The sequence below is a fragment of the Aeromonas sp. Y318-3 genome, assembly GCF_027706185.1.
Lineage (GTDB): Bacteria > Pseudomonadota > Gammaproteobacteria > Enterobacterales > Aeromonadaceae > Aeromonas > Aeromonas veronii.
On the sequence record NZ_JAPDCN010000014.1, the window covers coordinates 92922 to 111261 of the forward strand.

An 18340-nucleotide genomic window follows, 5' to 3' on the forward strand; every position below is an offset into this window, starting at 1 on the left:
AGGGCTACTCTAATGCAGTTCGGATAAGCTGAGCAATTGTCATTTATGACAGGTCAGCGATTGAATCTAGCCAAAGTTAATAATAAACACATTTAAAATCATGCAGTTAAAAAATCAATCAACAAGTGTGACAACTCGGACTCAAATTGATTGCACTAATGCTCTATGATGGCTAAGTCCATTTGTGTCTCATGAAACTGGCAGGTACTTCCTTTGCGTAAATCACCCGTCTGGATCGCTCTGTTGCTGTTCGTCCTGCCTGTCGTGGGCAGCCAGTTTCTCGGCCTGTGGTTTGCCAAGCCGATGGCCTTTCATCTGCTGGAAGAGAAGGTTGCCGAGCTCAAGGGAGCCATGGCCGTACGCCACCGGGAGCTGGATGCCGCCATCAACAAACAACTGGCACAATTTGAGTTCAACTGCGGCGCCAAAGACATGGAGCTGCTGCGCGATCCGCGCTTCTACAGCGCTCATATCCGCCTGCAAGGGCTGGAGCTCGCCTCCGGCAACAGCTGCTCCAGCCTGGGGGTGGAGATCCCGCTGATCAAAGAGCTCCAGAACAGCGGGCAGAAGTTTGGCAAGTTGGGGATCACCGCTACCGTGGCCAAATACAATACCGAGCAGGAGCTGATGGCCTTTTACCGATCCGGCGACAACCTCGCCTACTGGGTGCTGGATAACAGCTGGAGCCACGACCTGCTGCAACACCCCTGCAGCCACTGCTTCTATCTGGAGTTCAGCCGACAGGATAGCGATGCAAGCACAGTCCACTTTCCCCGTGGTGACAAGGAGATCAAACAGGAAGAGAGCAATATCAGCCTCAGTTTCTTCGATCCCAATGAACTCACCAAACAGACGGTCTGGGCGGGAAAAGCGCTGGAGCAATATGCCCATGACCAACTCAATCACTACGGTCTCTGGTTCGGTATCGCACTCGGCGCCCTGTTAAGCGTCACATACTGGCTGCTGCGCAGCTATCGGCGCTCCCTCAAAGGACTGCTGCAAACAGGATTGATACGCAAGGAATTTATTCCCCTCTACCAGCCGATAGTGGATGCCCGTACCCACCAAGTGGTGGGATTCGAGGCGCTGCTCCGCTGGCAGCGGGGAAACGAGCTGATCCCCCCGGGCACCTTTATCGAATATGCAGAGGAGCAGGGACTGATCCTGCCGATGACCGAACAGTTGCTGGAGCAGGTGATCACTGACCTGCCGCAGCTGGCACCGGAGCAGTGGGTCAGCGTCAATCTGGTGGCGGCCCATATCGAGCAGCCCCTGCTGCGCACCCTGCTCGCTCACAGCCAAAACCCCTCACCCGCCCGGCTCACCTTCGAGCTGACGGAGCGCAAGCCGATCCTCGACATCAAGGCGGCCACCGAGGAGATCACCCTGCTGCAACAGATGGGGTATCACTTCAAGCTGGATGATTTCGGTACCGGCTACGGCGGCTTTGCCTACCTGCAGAGCCTGGGGATCCGCCAGATCAAGATCGACAAGATGTTCGTCGATACCATAGGCACCAACGACCTCAAGCGCAGCGTGCTGGATGCCATCATCGTCTTCGGTCGGGAATCGGGCATGGAGATGATCGCCGAAGGGGTCGAGAGCCAGCTGCAGGTCGACTATCTGAGCCAGCACGGCGTCTATCTGATCCAGGGCTACTTCTTCGGCAAACCCATGCCGCTGAAGATACTGACCCACTGGCAACAGGAGTGGCAGTTGCAACACCAGAAGGCCAGCTAACACAGAGATGGCAGGATTTGGCCGTGAAACGGTTTGGCCAGCGGCTCGACATCATCAGGTTGATGCTGGCGGTAGCGCCGTAACCCAGCCCGGCCATCAGGCGGGTAAATCCCCCTGCAGACCCGGGCCCGGCTCCATAGTGAAATCGAACCGCCTCCTGCCACCCATTATTTACATTCAGCAACAAAATGATCTGCCCTGACGGGGATAACAACCTTTATCATAAGGAGCCGGTTATTGCGCAACCGATAACCGTGCAGCCTGTTTATGTCATCCGGTCGTCAAGACCCCCAATAGAGAACCATTGCCTATGAAGACAGTTATCCGGCAAGAGATTGCCCTGCCCGTTGGCCTGCTGACCCTGCTCTTTTTCAAGACCCTGGGCAGTGACCTGCTGACAGAGACAACTCCGCTCGGGATCTATCTTCCGGTTTCGGCGGCACTACTGGCCATCGTCACCTGGGCCATCTTCTCGGTGGTGCGCCACTCCGATGCCCTCGCCATCAAGCTGGGCGAGCCCTTCGGCACCCTGATCCTCACCCTCTCGGTCATCTCGCTGGAGGTGGTGATGATCTCCTCGGTGATGCTGACCGGTGAGCCCAACCCCACCATGGCCCGCGATACCATGTTTGCGGTAGTGATGCTGGTGAGTACCGGTCTGGTGGGCTTCACCCTGCTGTTTGGCGGCTGGCGCTACCACACCCAGAGCTTCAATCTGGACGGGGTGAAATCCTATCTGGTGGCCATCATCCCGCTCGCCCTGCTCTGTCTGGTGCTGCCCAACTTCACCGAGGGTGGTGCAATCGGCAGTATGTCGCGCGCCATGTCGTGGATGCTGATCATCATCTCGATCCTGCTCTACGGGGTCTTTCTGCTGATCCAGACCCGCAGCCACAGCCACTTCTTCGTCGACAGCGATCACGAGGATTACGAGGAGCACCACGGCCCGCTGCAGAGCAACGTCTATCACACCATCCTGCTGCTCGCCTACCTGCTGGTGGTGATCCTGCTGGCCAAGACCCTAGCCATCCCCATCAATTACGGGGTGCATGTCATGGACGCGCCCGCCGCACTGGGCGGCTTTATCGTTGCCTGCATCGTGCTGGCCCCCGAAGCAGTCGGCGCCATCAAAGCCGCCTTCAACAACCAGCTGCAGCGGGCAATGAACCTCTACTTCGGCTCTGTGCTGGCCACCATCGCCCTCACCGTGCCTGCCGTGCTCTTTATCGGCTCCATGCTGGGTCAGGAGGTACGCCTCGGCCTCTCCCCCGCCGATATGGTGCTGCTGGTCACGACCTTGATGGTCTGTAAAGTAACCTTCAGCAGCGGCCGCACCAATGTGCTCCATGGTGCGACCCATCTGGTGTTGTTCGTGGTCTATCTGTTCCTGATGTTCGAACACGAATAACCGCGTTCAACCAACGTCAGAAACGCAAAGACCGCCCGATTGGGCGGTCTTTTGTTATCTGCTCCCGGCTGTCACCGGCGCCTGTGAAGCGGCGTCCCCCTCATCCCCCACCCTTCTCCCGCCAGGAGAGAAGGGTGATCAAGGCTTACAGACTGGGCAGCACCCCGGCCGGGATCAGGTCGTTGTAGCTGGCACGGCCCAGCAGGGCGGCGGCCGCTTCGATGTCCGGCGCGAAGTACCTGTCCTTGTCGTAGAAGCTCACCTCTGCCCGCAGTCGTCCCTTGGCCAGCTCGATCAGCTCGGTACTGCGCAGCGGCGCGCGGAAATCGAGACCCTGTGCCGCCGCCAGCAGTTCGACCGCCAGAATGCCACGGGTGTTCTCGGCCATATCGGCCAGTCGGCGGCCGGCGAAGGTCGCCATGGAGACGTGATCCTCCTGATTGGCGGAAGTGGGCAGACTATCCACCGAGGCCGGATGGGCCAGGGTCTTGTTCTCGGAGGCCAGCGCCGCCGAAGTGACCTGAGCGATCATAAAGCCCGAATTCACCCCGCCGTTGTTGACCAGAAATGCCGGCAGACCGGACATGCGCGAGTCGATCAGCAGCGCCATCCGCCGCTCGGACAGCGACCCGATCTCGGCGATAGCCAGCGCCAGGTTGTCGGCGGCGAAGGCGACCGGCTCGGCGTGGAAGTTGCCGCCGGAGAGGATGTCTTCATCCTCGGCAAACACCAGCGGGTTGTCGGAGACCGCGTTGGCCTCGCACACCAGCACCTCGGCGGCCTGACGGATCTGGGTCAGGCAGGCCCCCATCACCTGCGGCTGGCAGCGCAATGAGTAGGGATCCTGCACCTTCTCGCAGTTGTGATGGGACATGCCTATTTCGCTGCCGTCCACCAGCAGGTAGCGATAGCAGGCGGCCGCATCGATCTGGCCACGCTGACCGCGCACCTCGTGGATGCGGGCATCGAACGGACGGCGGCTGCCAAGGGCTGCCTCCACACTCATAGCGCCTATGGTGATGGCGCCGGCGTAGAGATCCTCGGCGTGGAACAGCCCTTCCAGCGCAAAGGCAGTGCTGGCCTGAGTGCCGTTAAGCAGCGCCAATCCTTCTTTGGGCGCCAGCGCAATGGGCTCGAGCCCGGCGATTTTCAGCGCAGTAGCGGCGTCGATCAGCTCGCCCTTGTGGCGAGCCTTGCCCTCCCCGATCAGCAGGCAGCTCATATGAGCCAGCGGCGCCAGATCGCCGGAGGCACCGACGGAGCCCTTCTTCGGCACCACCGGATAGACTTCGGCGTTGATGAGGGTCATCAAGGCCTCAAGCACCGTCAGCCGGATACCGGAGAAACCCCGCGCCAACGAGTTGAGCTTGAGCACCATCATCAGCCGTACGGTGGCGTCATCCATGTACTCGCCAATCCCTGCCGCATGGGAAAGCACGATGGAGCGCTGCAGCTCGTCCAGCTGCTCCACCGGAATGCGGGTGTTGGCCAACAGGCCAAAGCCGGTGTTGATGCCATACACCACCCGGTTCTGCTCGATCACCTTGGTGACCACGGCGGCGGAGGCGTGGATCCCCGGCAGGGCGGCCGGATCCAGTGAAACATGTACCGGCTCGCGGCTGACGCGGCGCAGGGTGGCAAGATCCAGCTCGCCCGGAGTAATAGTCAATTCAAACATGGTGTTACACCTTTCCTTTGACACCGTTGGCGCCGTCAATCATCGGCAGATCCAGTTTCGCCTCATGGGCACAGTTGATGGCAATCTCGTAGCCGGCATCGGCGTGACGCATCACGCCGGTGGCCGGGTCGTTGCGCAGCACCCGACCGACCCGCTTGGCAGCATCATCGGAGCCGTCACAGACGATCACCACGCCGGAGTGCTGGGAGAAGCCCATGCCGACCCCGCCGCCGTGGTGCAGGGAGACCCAGGTCGCGCCGCCAGCGGTGTTGAGCAGAGCGTTGAGCAGCGGCCAGTCGGAGACGGCATCGGAGCCATCCATCATCGACTCGGTCTCGCGGTTCGGGCTCGCTACCGAGCCGGAGTCCAGATGGTCGCGGCCAATGACGATGGGGGCTTTCAGCTCGCCGTTTTTCACCATCTCGTTGAAGGCCAACCCGAGCCGTACCCGATCCTTGACCCCGACCCAGCAGATCCGCGCCGGCAACCCCTGAAACGCGATGCGCTCGCGGGCCATGTCGAGCCAGTTATGCAGGTGAGGATCATCGGGGATCAGCTCTTTCACCTTCTGATCGGTCTTGTAGATATCTTCCGGATCGCCGGAGAGGGCCACCCAGCGGAACGGCCCAATCCCCTCGCAGAACAGCGGGCGAATATAGGCGGGGACGAAGCCGGGGAAGTCGAAGGCGTTCGCAACCCCCTCCTCCAGCGCCATCTGACGGATGTTGTTGCCGTAATCCAGAGTCGCCGCGCCGCGCTCTTGCAGGGTCAGCATCGCCTCCACCTGACGGGCCATGGAGCGACGGGCGGCCAGATTCACCTCCTGCGGGGCGCTCTGTTGCAGCTCGCGCCACTTTGCCACGCTCCAGCCCTGCGGCAGGTAGCCGTGCACCGGGTCGTGGGCGGAGGTCTGGTCGGTCACCACATCCGGTGTGATGCCCCGGGCCACCAGCTCGGCGAAGACGTCGGCGGCGTTGCCGAGCAGGCCGACGGAGACGGCGGTGCCGCCCTGTTTGGCCTCTTCGACCATGGCCAGCGCCTCATCCAGGCTGTGAGCCTTCTTGTCCACATAACGGGTGCGCAGACGAAAATCGATGCGAGTCTCGTCGCACTCCACGGCGATCATCGAGAAGCCAGCCATGGTGGCGGCCAGCGGCTGGGCGCCGCCCATGCCGCCGAGACCACCAGTGAGGATCCAGCGGCCCGCAGGCGAGCCGTTGAAGTGCTGGTTGGCCACCGCGAAGAAGGTCTCGTAGGTGCCCTGCACGATCCCCTGAGTGCCGATGTAGATCCAGGAACCCGCAGTCATCTGGCCGTACATCATCAGGCCCTTCCTATCGAGCTCGTTGAAGTGCTCCCAGTTGGCCCAGTGCGGCACCAGATTGGAGTTGGCGATCAGCACCCGCGGCGCATCCTTGTGGGTCTGGAACACCCCGACCGGCTTGCCGGATTGCACCAGCAGGGTCTGATCCTCCTCGAGCCGGGTCAGCACCTCGACGATCTTGTCGAAGCAGGCCCAGTTGCGGGCAGCGCGACCGATACCGCCATAGACCACCAGCGACTGGGGATGCTCGGCCACCTCGGGGTCCAGGTTGTTCATCAGCATCCGCAGCGGCGCTTCGGTAAGCCAGCTCTTGGCGGTCAACTCGGTACCGCGCGGGGCACGGATCACGCGGTTTGGGTCAGTTCTGGAATCAGTACGGGGATACTGCTGTTGCACAGACATACACACTCCTTGTTGTATCAATACGGTGCCTTCGGCGACCTGCGGCCAAAGGGTTAACGGGTCAACAGATGAACCAGTCGCGCGGCCACGCGGGCGCTGCGATTGTCCTGATCCAGCGTCGGGTTGTACTCGGCCAGATCGGCGAGCCTGAGCTTGCCGCTGGCCCGGATATGGGCGATCAGCAGTTCGATCACCGCCAGCTCCACGCCGCGGGCGGCGGGGGCACTCACTCCCGGCATCAGGTTGCCGGGCAGCACGTCGAGATCGATGGTCAGATAGAGGTGATCACAATCGGCGATAAAGGCATCCAGCCCGCTTAGCAAGGTGGGCAGAGCACGCTCGCTCATGGCTTCATCTTTCACATACCAGACCCCCAACTCGTCGGCCCGTGCAAACAGCGCCTGGGTATTGGCGGTCTCGGCCACCCCGAGGCAGGCGTAGCGAAACGGTGTGCCCTGAGCGGCGCACTGCTCGGCGATCTGGAAGAAGGGGGTGCCGGAGCTGGCCTGCTCCTGCTTCATGCGCAGGTCAAAGTGAGCATCGAGGTTGATAATGCCGACCTTGCCACTGCCACCCAGATGACGGTTAAGGCCGCTCCAGCTGCCGAAGGCCACCTCGTGACCGCCCCCCAGCACCATCGGGAAGTGGCCCAGATCAAGCGCAGCGGCGACCCGCTCGGCCAGATGGCCGTGGGCGGCGTCGAGATCGCCGTCGGGGCAACTCACATCCCCACCATCGTAGACGGGTCGATTTAGATGCCAGGCAGTGTTGGCCAGCAGCTTGCGCACCGCCAGCGGCGCACCGGCAGCACCAATGCGCCCCTTGTTGCGGCGAACCCCTTCATCGCAGGCAAAACCGAGCAGCACTACACCAGCTGCTTCTTGTGCCCCGGCGGCCCAGGGCTGCACCTTGTCGTGCCAACGCAGGGCCAGTTCGCCATCTTCCGGATCCTGTCGTCCCTGCCAGAGCGACATATCGACCGGGTTGAACTTATCCATGGAGGGTCTCCTCGCCGTTGAAGATGCGGCCTGCCAGCTGATCGACGCCGACCATGTAGCTCAGCTCGGCCGGATGGGCGCAGTGCCAGATCAGAAAATCGGCCGCCATGCCCGCCTTGAGCTGGCCAAGGCGATCCTGCTCGCCGAGCGCTTTAGCGGCGTGACGGGTCACCCCGACCATGGCCTCCAGCGGGGTCAGGCCAAACAGGGTACAGGCCATGTTCATCGCCATCCGCAGCGAGACGATGGGCGCGGTACCCGGGTTGATATCGGAGGAGACCGCCATCCCTACCCCCGCCTTGCGCAGCGCGGCGACCGGCGGCAGCTTGGTCTCTTTGAGGAAGTAGAAGGCGGTGGGCAGCAGGGTGGCGACCACGCCACGGTGGGCCAACGCCAGGATCCCTTCCGGATCCAGATACTCCAGATGATCCACCGAGAGGGCGCCAAAGTGGGCGGCCAGCGTGCTGCCACCGAGGTTGGAGAGCTGATCCATATGCCCTTTCACCGGCAGGCCGTATTGATCCGCCGCCAGATAGACCTGCTCGGTCTGGGCCAGCGAAAAGCCGATGTGCTCGCAGAAGACATCTACCGCATCGGCCAAACCCGCCTCGGCGGCGGCCGGAATGATCTCCTGACAGATGGTCTCGACCCAGCTGTCGGGATCGTCGCGATACTCCGGCGGCACCGCATGGGCCGCCAGCAGAGTGGTCTTGACCCGGATCGGCAACGCCTCTCCCAGTCGGCGGGCCACCCGCAGCATCTTGAGTTCGTCATCCAGCGTCAGGCCATAGCCGGACTTGATCTCCACCGTGGTGACCCCTTCGCGGATCAGGGATTTGACCCTCGGCAACGCCAGCTTAAAGAGCTGCTCTTCGTTGGCGGCACGGGTGGCACGCACCGTGCTGATGATGCCACCGCCCCGACGGGCTATCTCGGCATAGGGCACTCCCTGCTGACGCAGCTCGAACTCTTCGGCACGGCTGCCGGCGAAGACCAGATGGGTGTGACAATCGATAAGGCCGGGAGTGACCAGCTTGCCCTGCATATCCTGCCAGTGAGCAGGATGGGGCCCCTTCAGTTCGGCCATCGGCACCAGCGCGTGGATCTTGCCATCCTTCACGCCGATGGCGTGGAGCGGCAGCAGGCCGTAGTCGGCTAGCTCATCATTCAGGGTGGCGGGTATCACGTTGAGCCAGACCCGCTCGCAGTTCAACAGTTCCTTGTTCATAGCGACCTCAAATGTATATACATATTCTTATAGTCGATCTCTATGACGAAAGAAAGAGCGAAGTTCACATCCTGATAACAGCATCAAACTTAGAGTTTAAGCACAAAAAAGCCCACCAGGAGGTGGGCTTTGCAAAATCGAGTTGTATAGACATTCACTCCAGCTGAGTCTTGGAGCTGAGCTTGTAGCGGGAACCGGGGGAGAGCAAACGGGCGTAGGAGACCAGATGCCCCTCCGACCAGGTACGCCGGTGCAACAACAGACAGGGGGAATCTACGCGGATCTGCAACAATCCCGCCTCACCGGCGCTGGGCAACACGGCTTCCACCACGTGCTCCATCTCGGAGAGGGGGCAGACATCCATCAGATAGCGGTTGGGGGTCTGTTGGGTAAAATCCTGCTCGCCATAGCCAGGCAGGCGCCCGGCATCGACGAAGCGCTCCTCCAATTGCAACGGCTCCCCATCGGCCTGATGGACGATCAGGCTGTGAAAGATGGGGGCGCCCACCCGCAGCCCCAGTTGTACCGCCACCTTCTCGTCAGCGGCCAGTCGCTGCAGCCGGATCACCCGGGCGCTGTACTCACCGCCACGCTCGGCGATCTCGTCGGCAATATTGCGAATAGCCAGCAGCGGTGACTCGGTGCGCCTGTCCGCCACGAAGCTACCGGAACCGGCGGTACGCACCAACCACCCTTCCGCCACCAGTTCCCGCAACGCACGGTTGACCGTCATCCGGCTCACGGTGAACTGCTCGCACAGGGCCGCTTCGGTCGGGATCCTGTCCCCCGCCTGATAGTGGCGTTCGCGGATCCCGTCCAGAATATGCTGCTTGATCTGCAGATAGAGGGCTGGCACCACCATGAAGCTCCCTAGCGCCGACGGTGGGGCGGACGCATGTCCGGCCAGGCGCGATAGACATCGGGGATCTGATCCGGCCCGCTGATGCAGAGATCGAGATCATGCAGCAAGCCATCCTTGATCCCGTAGATCCAGCCGTGGACGGCCAGCTCCTGCCCCTTGCGCCAGGCGTTCTGGATGATGGTGGTGTGGCAGACGTTGGCAACCTGCTCGGCCACGTTCAGCTCGCACAGATAGTCGAAGCGCTCATGTTCATCCTCGATGGCCTCGAGCTCTTCACCATATTTGAAGTAGACATCCTTGATGTTGCGCAGCCAGTTGTCGATGAGACCCAGCTCCTGATTCTGCATCGCGGCCTTGACGCCGCCGCAGCCATAGTGACCGCAGACGATGATGTGCTTCACCTTGAGCACTTCTACCGCGTATTGCAGCACGGAGAGGCAGTTGAAATCGGTATGTACCACCAGATTGGCGACGTTGCGGTGGACGAAGACGTCCCCCGGCAGCAACCCCATCAGTTGGTTGGCAGGGACCCGGCTGTCGGAACAACCGATCCAGAGGTATTCGGGGGCCTGCTGGGCAGAAAGAGTGGCAAAGAAATTGGGATCTTCGGCTTTGATCCGTTCGGCCCACTCACGGTTGTTGGTAAACAGGTCGTTCAACAGTTTCACTTCTGCTCTCCCTAATGTGGCAGTGGCGGCAACATAACACACTCAAGGGTAACCAAAGCAAGGCCGACCAGATCCTTGCGAAACAAAAACAGGGCCATCAGGCCCTGTTTTTATGAGAGGAAGCATCAGGCTTCCATGGCATCTTTCAGCTTCTTGAGTGCGTTTTTCTCAAGCTGACGCACACGCTCGGCAGAGACGCCGTAGGTATCGGCCAGCTCCTGCAGAGTGGTCTTGCTGTCATCATCGAGCCAGCGGGCGCGGATGATGTGTTGGCTGCGCTCATCCAGGGTGGCGAGGGCCGAGCTCAGGCGACGGGTCGCGTGATCGTCCCAGTTGTCATTCTCGATGGTCGCGGCCAGATCGGAGGATTTGTCCTCCAGATAGTGAACCGGAGCGAAACCGCCCTCTTCTTCATCATCACCCACCAGATCGAACGCCTGATCGTAGTTGGCCATCCGCGCTTCCATCTCGGTCACATCGCTTGCGGAGACGCCGAGATCGGCCGCCACGGCCTGAACCTCTTCGTGGTTCAGCCAGCCCAGACGCTTTTTGGATTTGCGCAGGTTGAAGAAGAGCTTGCGCTGGGCCTTGGTGGTCGCCACCTTGACCATGCGCCAGTTGCGCAGGACATATTCGTGAATTTCGGCCTTGATCCAGTGCACGGCAAAGGAGACCAGACGCACGCCGACCGTCGGGTCGAAGCGCTTGACCGCCTTCATCAGGCCGATGTTGCCTTCCTGAACCAGATCGGCCTGAGGCAGACCGTAACCGGCATAACTCTTGGCGACATGAACGACAAAGCGCAGATGCGACATAACCAGCTGACGAGCAGCCTCGAGATCGCCATCCTGCTGCAAACGCTCAGCCAGTTCACGCTCTTCCTCTGCGCTCAGCACAGGAATAGAGTTTACTGCCTGGATATAGCCTTCCAGACTACCTTGCGGAATCAGAGCCATAGTGCGCTGCAATGAAGTTCCCATCTGTTACCTCTTACTTTTCAATCGAATCAGTCTAACACCCTGAGAGGGTCTGTCTACTGACCGGATGCCATTCTGCGGCGTGTATCAAAGAACATGCCCAGTTTTAGACCGGCTTATCTTAAGCCTGCAGGATGAATCATGAATGAACAGTCAAAAAAAGGGGGTCACAATGAAGGACCCCCGAAAAGTAGCATGCTAAGTCCATTGTTGCGGAGCTCGCAACCTTCACATGCTTGCCAAGTCTGACGAGCAAGGCAGAGGGGCCACACCCGTATAAATGCTTCAGCTTTAATAGACTGCTTATAAATCAGAAGGTTCACTGGATCTAGCGAAGATCCGGAAGATCATTGTTATTCAGAATACTCTGACTATGGGGGCCAAGCCAGAAACGGCCCCTCTTTTACTTGATCCGCCTCTCAAAATCCAGCGATTTACTTTGATGATAAAGTAATCAGGATGGTTCGATGTCGCGAATGTGGCGATGGACCGAGAACCAGGAGGCAATCAGCCCCAGCAGGGCGCCCAGCAAGATCAGATTGATCCCGTCTACCGCCCCCATGCCAACCAGCCGGAAGTTACTGTTATACAAGCCCGCCAGCTCCTTCACCACCCCTTCGCTCCAGATCACCATCACTTCGGTCAGCCACCAGGCCAGCATGCCGCCGATGACCCCGAACCAGATACCGGTATAGAGGAAAGGACGATGAATAAAGGAATCGGTCGCCCCCACCAGCTTGAGCACTTCAATCTCGGAACGCTGGTTGAGGATGTTGAGACGCAGGGTATTGCCGACGATCAGCAACACGGCGGAGAGCAGCAGCACCGCGATACCGGTAATGGTGTGGCGCAGCAGGTTCATGATCCCCTGCAGCCGAGTCAGCCACTGCAGATCCAGTTTGCCCTGTTCGACCCCCACCTCGTTGTTGAGCTTGCTGAGCAGCTCGGCGGCCCCTTCCGGGTTTTGCCAGCGTGGATCCGGAATGACGCTCAGCACAGGCGGCAGCGGGTTGCTGTCCAGATAATCGAGAGCATCACCAAAGCCGGAGATTTCGCGAAACTCCCGCAACGCATCGTCACGACTCAGGTAGGTGACCGAATCCACCTCGGGATAGAGCAGGATCCGGTGCTGCAGATCAAGAATGCTCTGCTCCGGCAGATCCTTGCGCAGGTAAAGGGAGATCTGGGAACTGCTCTGCCAGCTCCCCTCCACCACCTCGGCGTTTTTCAGCAGCACGTGGAAGCAGGATGGCAGTGCCAAGCTGACGCCGAGCACCGCCAGCGTCATCAGGGAGGCGAGCGGATTGCGCCACAGCTCCCCGAGACTGGCAAACGCCTGCCGCACATGGTCAACCCCGTACATCATCAGACGGCGCAGCGGCGGTTGTTTATGACGAACGATAGCCATCAGAGCTCCTCCCCGGCCGAATACATGCGGCCCGCCTTGAGGGTCAGGGTGCGATAGCGCATGCGGGCGATCAGCCCCAGATCGTGGGTGGCAATCAGTACCGAGACCCCAAAATTGTTGAACTCCTGAAATAGCCGCATGATGTCCATGGAGAGCTGGGGATCCAGGTTGCCGGTCGGTTCATCCGCCAGCAGCAGCGGCGGCTTGTTGACGATGGCGCGGGCGATGCCGACCCGCTGCTGTTCACCACCGGAGAGCATGCGCGGCTGGTAACGCTCCTTGCCGAGCAGTCCCACCTTGTCCAGCGCCGCAGCCACGCGCTTGTTGATGTCCGCATGGCTGTAACCATCGATCACCAGCGGCAGCGCCACGTTGTCGAACACGGTTCTGTCCATCAACAGCCGGTGATCCTGAAAGATCATCCCGATCTGACGACGAACATAGGGGATCTGGCTGCGCTGGATATGGCTGACATCATCGCCATGAAAGAAGACACGACCATCGGTCGGGCGCTCCATCACGCTGATCAGTTTCAGGAGGGTACTCTTGCCCGCCCCCGAGTGCCCGGTCAGAAAGGCCATCTCTCCCTTGCGCAGGTGAAAGCTGACCTTTTGCAGCGCCTGATGGCCGCCGCTGTATACCTTGCTGACCTTGTCAAAACGAATCATAACGGTTCCCTGAAATTGACAAACCCCGACCGGAGTCGGGGCATGGAACACTTACTCATCACGGCTGAGCTGACTCATCACGGCCGGACTTATTCATCGCGGCTGAAGAGCGCCTCGATGAAGTCGTTGGCAACGAAGGGACGCAGATCGTCGATCCCCTCGCCCACCCCGATGTAGCGGATCGGGATCTGGAACTTGTCGGCCACCGCGAAGATGACGCCGCCCTTGGCCGTGCCATCCAGCTTGGTGAGGGTGATGCCGGTCAGGCCAACCGCCTCGCTGAACAGCTTGGCCTGGCTCAGGGCATTCTGGCCGGTGCCGGCGTCCAGCGTCAGCATGATCTCGTGGGGCGCCGCATCGTCCAGCTTCTTCATCACCCGCACCACCTTCTTGAGCTCTTCCATCAGGTTGCTCTTGTTCTGCAGGCGGCCGGCGGTGTCGGCGATCAGCACGTCAGCCCCTCGGGAGCGGGCAGCCTCGATGGCGTCATAAATGACGGAAGCGGAGTCAGCACCGGTATGCTGGGCAATCACCGGAATGTTGTTGCGCTGACCCCACACCTGCAGTTGTTCGACCGCAGCGGCACGGAAGGTGTCACCCGCTGCCAGCATCACGCTCTTGCCTTCAGCCTGGAACTGCTTGGCCAGCTTGCCGATGGTGGTAGTCTTGCCGACGCCGTTCACGCCGACCATCAGGATCACATAAGGCTTCTTGCTGGTGTCGATCACCAGCGGCTGCTCCACCTTGGCCAGCATCTCGCCCATGTCCTGCTTGAGCAGGCCGTAGAGCGCCTCGGCATCCTTGAGCTGCTTGCGATCCGCGTGCTGCACCAACCCCTCGATGATGCGGGTGGTGGTGTCGACGCCGAGATCGGCGGTCAGCAACTGGGTTTCCAGCTCTTCAAACAGCTCGTCGTCGATCTTCTTGCCACGGAACAGGCCGAAGAAACCGGAGCCGATATTCTCCTTGGTGCGCACCAGACTGCGCTTGAGGCGAGCAAAGAAGCCCTCCCGCTGCGGTTTGTCCTGAGTGTCGTCGTCCACCTTGGCGGCCAGCGGCAGAGCGGCCAGGGCGGCGGCCTCAGCCTCCATCGCGGCGACCAGGCGCATATCTTCCGCTCGCTGAGCCTCTTTGGCGATACGGGCTTCTTCCGCAGCCTGAGCTTCGGCGGCAATGCGAGCCTCCTCCGCGGCGCGGACTTCGGCAGCGATACGAGCCTCTTCCGCAGCGCGGGCTTCGGCGGCAATACGAGCTTCTTCCGCGGCGCGAGCTTCGGCAGCAATACGCGCCTCTTCCGCGGCGCGGGCTTCGGCGGCAATGCGAGATTCTTCCGCGGCGCGAGCTTCGGCGGCAATGCGAGCCTTTTCCGCAGCACGGGCTTCGGCAGCGATACGAGCATCTTCTGCAGCGCGGGCTTCGGCGGCAATGTGAGCCTCTTCCGCAGCGCGAGCTTCGGCGGCAATGCGAGATTCTTCCGCGGCGCGAGCCTCGGCAGCAATACGAGCCTCTTCCGCAGCACGAGCTTCGGCAGCAATACGAGCCTCTTCGGCTGCCTTGACCTCAGCGGCTTGCGCCTCTGCGGCAGTGCGAGCGGCTTCAGCGGCACGCTCCTCTTCGGCGATCAGCGTTTCGTTGACGATCACCGGCTCCAGATCGGAGGCGCACTCCTCCACCACCAGCGGGCCGTGATCGTCCAGCTCGGTCGGCAGGCAGCAATCATCTTGCAAAACGGAATTCTGTGCGCTGGCAGGCACTTCGGGGGCAACGGCCAGCGTACTATCGGAAACAGTGGTATCGGAAACGGGAGCGGGGGTAGCAGTGACCTCGGGCTCAACGGTAACGGGGGTGGCTTGGGGTGTCTGTGGTTGGACAGCCTCAGCCTCTTCTTTCTTGCGGCCGAAACCCAGCCAGGAAAACAAACCTTTTGCCATCTAAAAATACTCACATCAAAGGCTGACTGCTAAGATAGCCGTCCCTTGGCGGGTCGGCATAAAAATGAACCGCCTTATACTACCACTTTATTTTCTGACGATGAAACGCGATGCCCAGAGTGAAATCCAGCCGTAGCAACCCGAGCAAGAGTCCCGCCCCGCAAGGAAAATCGGGCTTTGTAAGAATCATCAGCGGCCAGTGGCGAGGCCGCAAATTGCCGGTCAAGGATGTGGAGGGGCTCAGACCCACCACGGATCGCGTCAAGGAGACCATCTTCAACTGGCTGGCCCCCCACATTCGCGGCACCCGCTGCCTGGATCTGTTTGCCGGTAGCGGCGGACTCGGGCTGGAGGCGCTGTCGCGCTATGCCGAGCAGGTGACCCTGATCGAGATGGACAAAGGGGCCGCTGACCAGATCAAGAAGAACCTGACCGCCCTCGGCAGCAGTCAGGGTCAGGTGATCCAGTCAGATGCAGTGAGCTGGCTGCAAGGCCCGGCCACGCCGTTTGATCTGGTGTTCCTCGATCCGCCGTTTCGCCGCGAGCTGCTGCCGCAGGTGTGCGAACTGCTGGAGCAGCGCGGCTGGCTGGCACCGGACGCCCTCATCTATCTGGAGCGGGAAAAAGAGATGGCCGATCTGGCGCTGCCCGCCAGTTGGCAACTACTCAAGGACAAGCAGGCAGGTCAGGTCTGTTATCAACTCTATCTACGGGAGGTAAACAATGAAGCGGGTCTTTAATCTGTTGGCGATGGGGCTGATACTGTTCTTCTGGTTTGGTGTACTGGTGAGCCTGATTGCCCCGCTGCCCGGCAAACTCAACGGCTTTCTGCCGGTCTGCGGCGTCATCGTCGCCCTGCTGCACTGGCTGCAGGCCAGCATGATCAAGGCAGCTTGCAAACGCTACTTCGCTGTCACCAAGGCCGAATTTGTCACTGTGCTGATATTTGGCGTGTTTGGCATGGTCGACATTCGTCAGCGCCTGCAAGAGATCGTCAACGCCGCCCAGCGCGGCAATCTCTCGGACAAACCATAAAAGAAAAGGGGACGGCGGTAGCCGTCCCCTAGAGTCGTGTCGTCCTGTCCGTAGAACTGCAATGCTCCCTGCAATCCCTGACGTTATCCTAATCCTTTGGAATATCCCCTTTCCAATCCGTTGGCGTGTCCTGCGGCGTTCCTGGCCTGGCAATTCATCCTGAACTGCTTCCCTGTCTCCATCCTGGAGGTGTCCATTACCACGTCCTGTGGGGTTCCTTGCGTCTTCCTGACAGATAACCATCCGGGTTATCTCACTTCATCCTGAAGTATTCCTCTCGCATCCGGCGAGGTCCTGTTCATCCTGAAGAACGAGGTTCCGTTCGTTCTGCTCCCATCCCGAGAGTGTCCTGCCGCATCCCGCGGTGTTCCTTTATTCATCCGTGACGATAATCATCCTGATTATCGAGCTCATCCTGAGGTGTCCCTTGTCCACATCCTGCGGACTATTCCATCTTTATGCGCTGCCCTGCATCCTGCCGGACCAGCTCCGTCCTTGTGAGACCCATACTAAGGAAATGCGCCCCCCGAACAAGGGCCATCCAATGATAAAGATCCGATGCAGCTCCCATCCAAAAATACGAACTTAAAAACTAATCCTTTAATATCAGCCATTTATTTAGTTTCACAGGAAAGCTCGATCATTCTGGCATGGCTTCGCGTACGGCTCAAAGCGCCAGCCTCTTACAGTCGCTATGGCAGATCTCTTACACGGGTTTCGCCCCCAAAAACGGGGCAGGAAAACGGTTCAATCCTGACGTTAAGACTTAAAAATTAGTTGAATAAATATGCTTAAAAAAACCGCAAAAAAAAGAGCCGAGACCAGGCTCGACTCTTCAACATTCCAATCTTTTAATCAGCTCAAGCGGTTGGCCGGATTGAGATAGGCCTTGCGCAGCGATTCCGGTGCCAGCACTTCCAGTTCACCGCCGATGTTGTTCAACCAGCTGCGAAACTCCGGGGTGTCCTGCACTTCTGTCTCCACCACCACACTGCGCTTGTCATAGCGGGTCATGCGCGGATTATTGCCGGGGATCTGGTTATCCACCAGCGACTGGCTGTTGGCATCGATCCGGCCGACGAAGCGGATCGGGCCGCTCACATCCTGATAGCCCTGATCGCGGATCAGCTTCTGGATATTGAAATCCTTCGGCTGGGTGGCGCTGAAGTTGGTCAGCTCCACGTTCTTGATATGGTCAAACGGGATGCCGTAGACCTTGGGATCCAGCTCGGACAGAGTGCAGAGCAGGATCGGACCGTCCGGCTGATTGAGAATGCCGAGCGGGTTGATACGGTCGTAGCAGAGCCACACGGTGCGCTCTTTGATCACGCGCTGGATCTCGGCACTGAACTTGCGACCACGCCAGAGCGCATCGCGGATCAGGGTGCTGCGGCGGATCTCCGGGTTGCCGGCAAACGGACGCGGTGACTGGTGGACACTCTCCAGCCAGCGTTCGGCCAGTTCGCTCTGGCTGTCGCGGATCACCTGGCTCGCCTTGTCGACCAGCGGATTCAATTCGGTCAGTACACTCGCCGGCAACAGTTGGCTCGCCTGATCACTCCAGGTTTTCAGGGCCACCGCCAGCGAGAGCGGCATGATATTGGCAAAGTCGTTGAGGCCGTGGCGCTCGAAGCACCAGCCATGGGGTTTGCTGCGCTCGTCCGAGGTGAGGTCGAACAGTCCCATGCCGGACATCTCCTCCAGGTCCCGTTGCACGGTACGCAGACTGACGTGGATGCCTTCCTCTTCCAGTTTTACCTGGAGTTGGCTGGCGGTCAGCTTGTAAGGGCGGTGCGGGATGCAACGCGCCAAGGTCAGTTGTCGTAACAGCTTCTTGCTCATGGTGCTTGCCTTCACTGGTTTAGCGTTGACTGTATGCTAGTCGTGACTTGCGACAGTCTATGTCGCAAGTTTTGCTGCGACAACTGTCGCCATTTTCATACAAAACACACTAAACAGTTGATTTATAAAGACAATGCACTCAAAAAAGGAGCCGCTAGAGGCTAAAATTAG

General features: G+C 60.0%; 15 protein-coding genes. 4 read left to right on the plus strand and 11 right to left on the minus strand.

What is annotated here, in order from left to right:
* Positions 1-213 precede the first annotated feature (213 nt).
* Positions 214-1740, plus strand: coding sequence for an EAL domain-containing protein (locus OKB77_RS17910; RefSeq protein WP_199416579.1), 1527 nt, complete (start codon positions 214-216; stop codon positions 1738-1740).
* Positions 1741-2050: 310 nt separating this feature from the next.
* Positions 2051-3148, plus strand: coding sequence for a calcium:proton antiporter (locus tag OKB77_RS17915; RefSeq protein WP_005357691.1), 1098 nt, complete (start codon positions 2051-2053; stop codon positions 3146-3148).
* A 145-nt stretch (positions 3149-3293) separates the two neighbouring features.
* Here the strand turns inward: OKB77_RS17915 and hutH are convergent, their stop codons facing one another.
* The 10 genes from hutH to ftsY all read right to left on the minus strand — a co-directional run bounded on the left by hutH (position 3294) and on the right by ftsY (position 15292).
* The gene (hutH, locus tag OKB77_RS17920) at positions 3294-4826 is read right to left on the minus strand and encodes a histidine ammonia-lyase (RefSeq protein ID WP_199416578.1); all 1533 of its coding nucleotides are present in this window, start codon (positions 4824-4826) and stop codon (positions 3294-3296) included.
* Positions 4827-4830: 4 nt separating this feature from the next.
* A complete protein-coding gene (gene hutU, locus OKB77_RS17925; RefSeq protein ID WP_270818084.1) occupies positions 4831-6552 on the minus strand; it encodes a urocanate hydratase in 1722 nt (573 codons plus the stop codon).
* A gap of 53 nt (positions 6553-6605) precedes the next feature.
* Positions 6606-7550, minus strand: coding sequence for a formimidoylglutamase (gene hutG, locus OKB77_RS17930; protein WP_199416576.1), 945 nt, complete (start codon positions 7548-7550; stop codon positions 6606-6608).
* A complete protein-coding gene (gene hutI, locus OKB77_RS17935) occupies positions 7543-8778 on the minus strand; it encodes an imidazolonepropionase (RefSeq protein ID WP_064338913.1) in 1236 nt (411 codons plus the stop codon). Before hutI ends, hutG begins: the two co-directional genes overlap by 8 nt.
* Before the next feature lie 154 nt (positions 8779-8932).
* Positions 8933-9637: a histidine utilization repressor gene (gene hutC / locus OKB77_RS17940; protein WP_041236096.1), complete on the minus strand. Its 705-nt coding sequence runs from the start codon at positions 9635-9637 to the stop codon at positions 8933-8935.
* 11 nt (positions 9638-9648) lie between these two features.
* On the minus strand, positions 9649-10308 hold the full coding sequence (gene can, locus OKB77_RS17945) for a carbonate dehydratase (RefSeq protein ID WP_042076162.1): 660 nt from the start codon (positions 10306-10308) through the stop codon (positions 9649-9651).
* A gap of 125 nt (positions 10309-10433) precedes the next feature.
* On the minus strand, positions 10434-11288 hold the full coding sequence (rpoH, locus tag OKB77_RS17950; protein WP_033137699.1) for an RNA polymerase sigma factor RpoH: 855 nt from the start codon (positions 11286-11288) through the stop codon (positions 10434-10436).
* 451 nt (positions 11289-11739) lie between these two features.
* The gene (gene ftsX, locus OKB77_RS17955; RefSeq protein WP_005339996.1) at positions 11740-12693 is read right to left on the minus strand and encodes a permease-like cell division protein FtsX; all 954 of its coding nucleotides are present in this window, start codon (positions 12691-12693) and stop codon (positions 11740-11742) included.
* Positions 12693-13361 carry a cell division ATP-binding protein FtsE gene (ftsE, locus tag OKB77_RS17960; protein ID WP_005339995.1) on the minus strand — a complete coding sequence of 223 codons (669 nt, stop codon included), beginning with the start codon at positions 13359-13361 and terminating at the stop codon, positions 12693-12695. The genes ftsX and ftsE overlap by 1 nt, the downstream gene beginning before the upstream one ends.
* An 89-nt stretch (positions 13362-13450) precedes the next feature.
* Complete coding sequence (ftsY, locus tag OKB77_RS17965; protein ID WP_199428530.1) at positions 13451-15292, minus strand: signal recognition particle-docking protein FtsY; 1842 nt, start codon at positions 15290-15292, stop codon at positions 13451-13453.
* 110 nt (positions 15293-15402) lie between these two features.
* Between ftsY and rsmD the strand changes: the two genes are divergently transcribed.
* Positions 15403-16032: a 16S rRNA (guanine(966)-N(2))-methyltransferase RsmD gene (gene rsmD, locus OKB77_RS17970; RefSeq protein ID WP_042081417.1), complete on the plus strand. Its 630-nt coding sequence runs from the start codon at positions 15403-15405 to the stop codon at positions 16030-16032.
* Complete coding sequence (locus OKB77_RS17975) at positions 16016-16327, plus strand: DUF1145 domain-containing protein (protein WP_005342853.1); 312 nt, start codon at positions 16016-16018, stop codon at positions 16325-16327. Before rsmD ends, OKB77_RS17975 begins: the two co-directional genes overlap by 17 nt.
* An 855-nt stretch (positions 16328-17182) precedes the next feature.
* On the opposite strand, the gene OKB77_RS17980 is transcribed toward OKB77_RS17975, so the two are convergent.
* Positions 17183-18169, minus strand: a complete 987-nt coding sequence (locus tag OKB77_RS17980; protein ID WP_005339987.1) for a helix-turn-helix transcriptional regulator — start codon at positions 18167-18169, stop codon at positions 17183-17185.
* Positions 18170-18340: the final 171 nt, after the last annotated feature.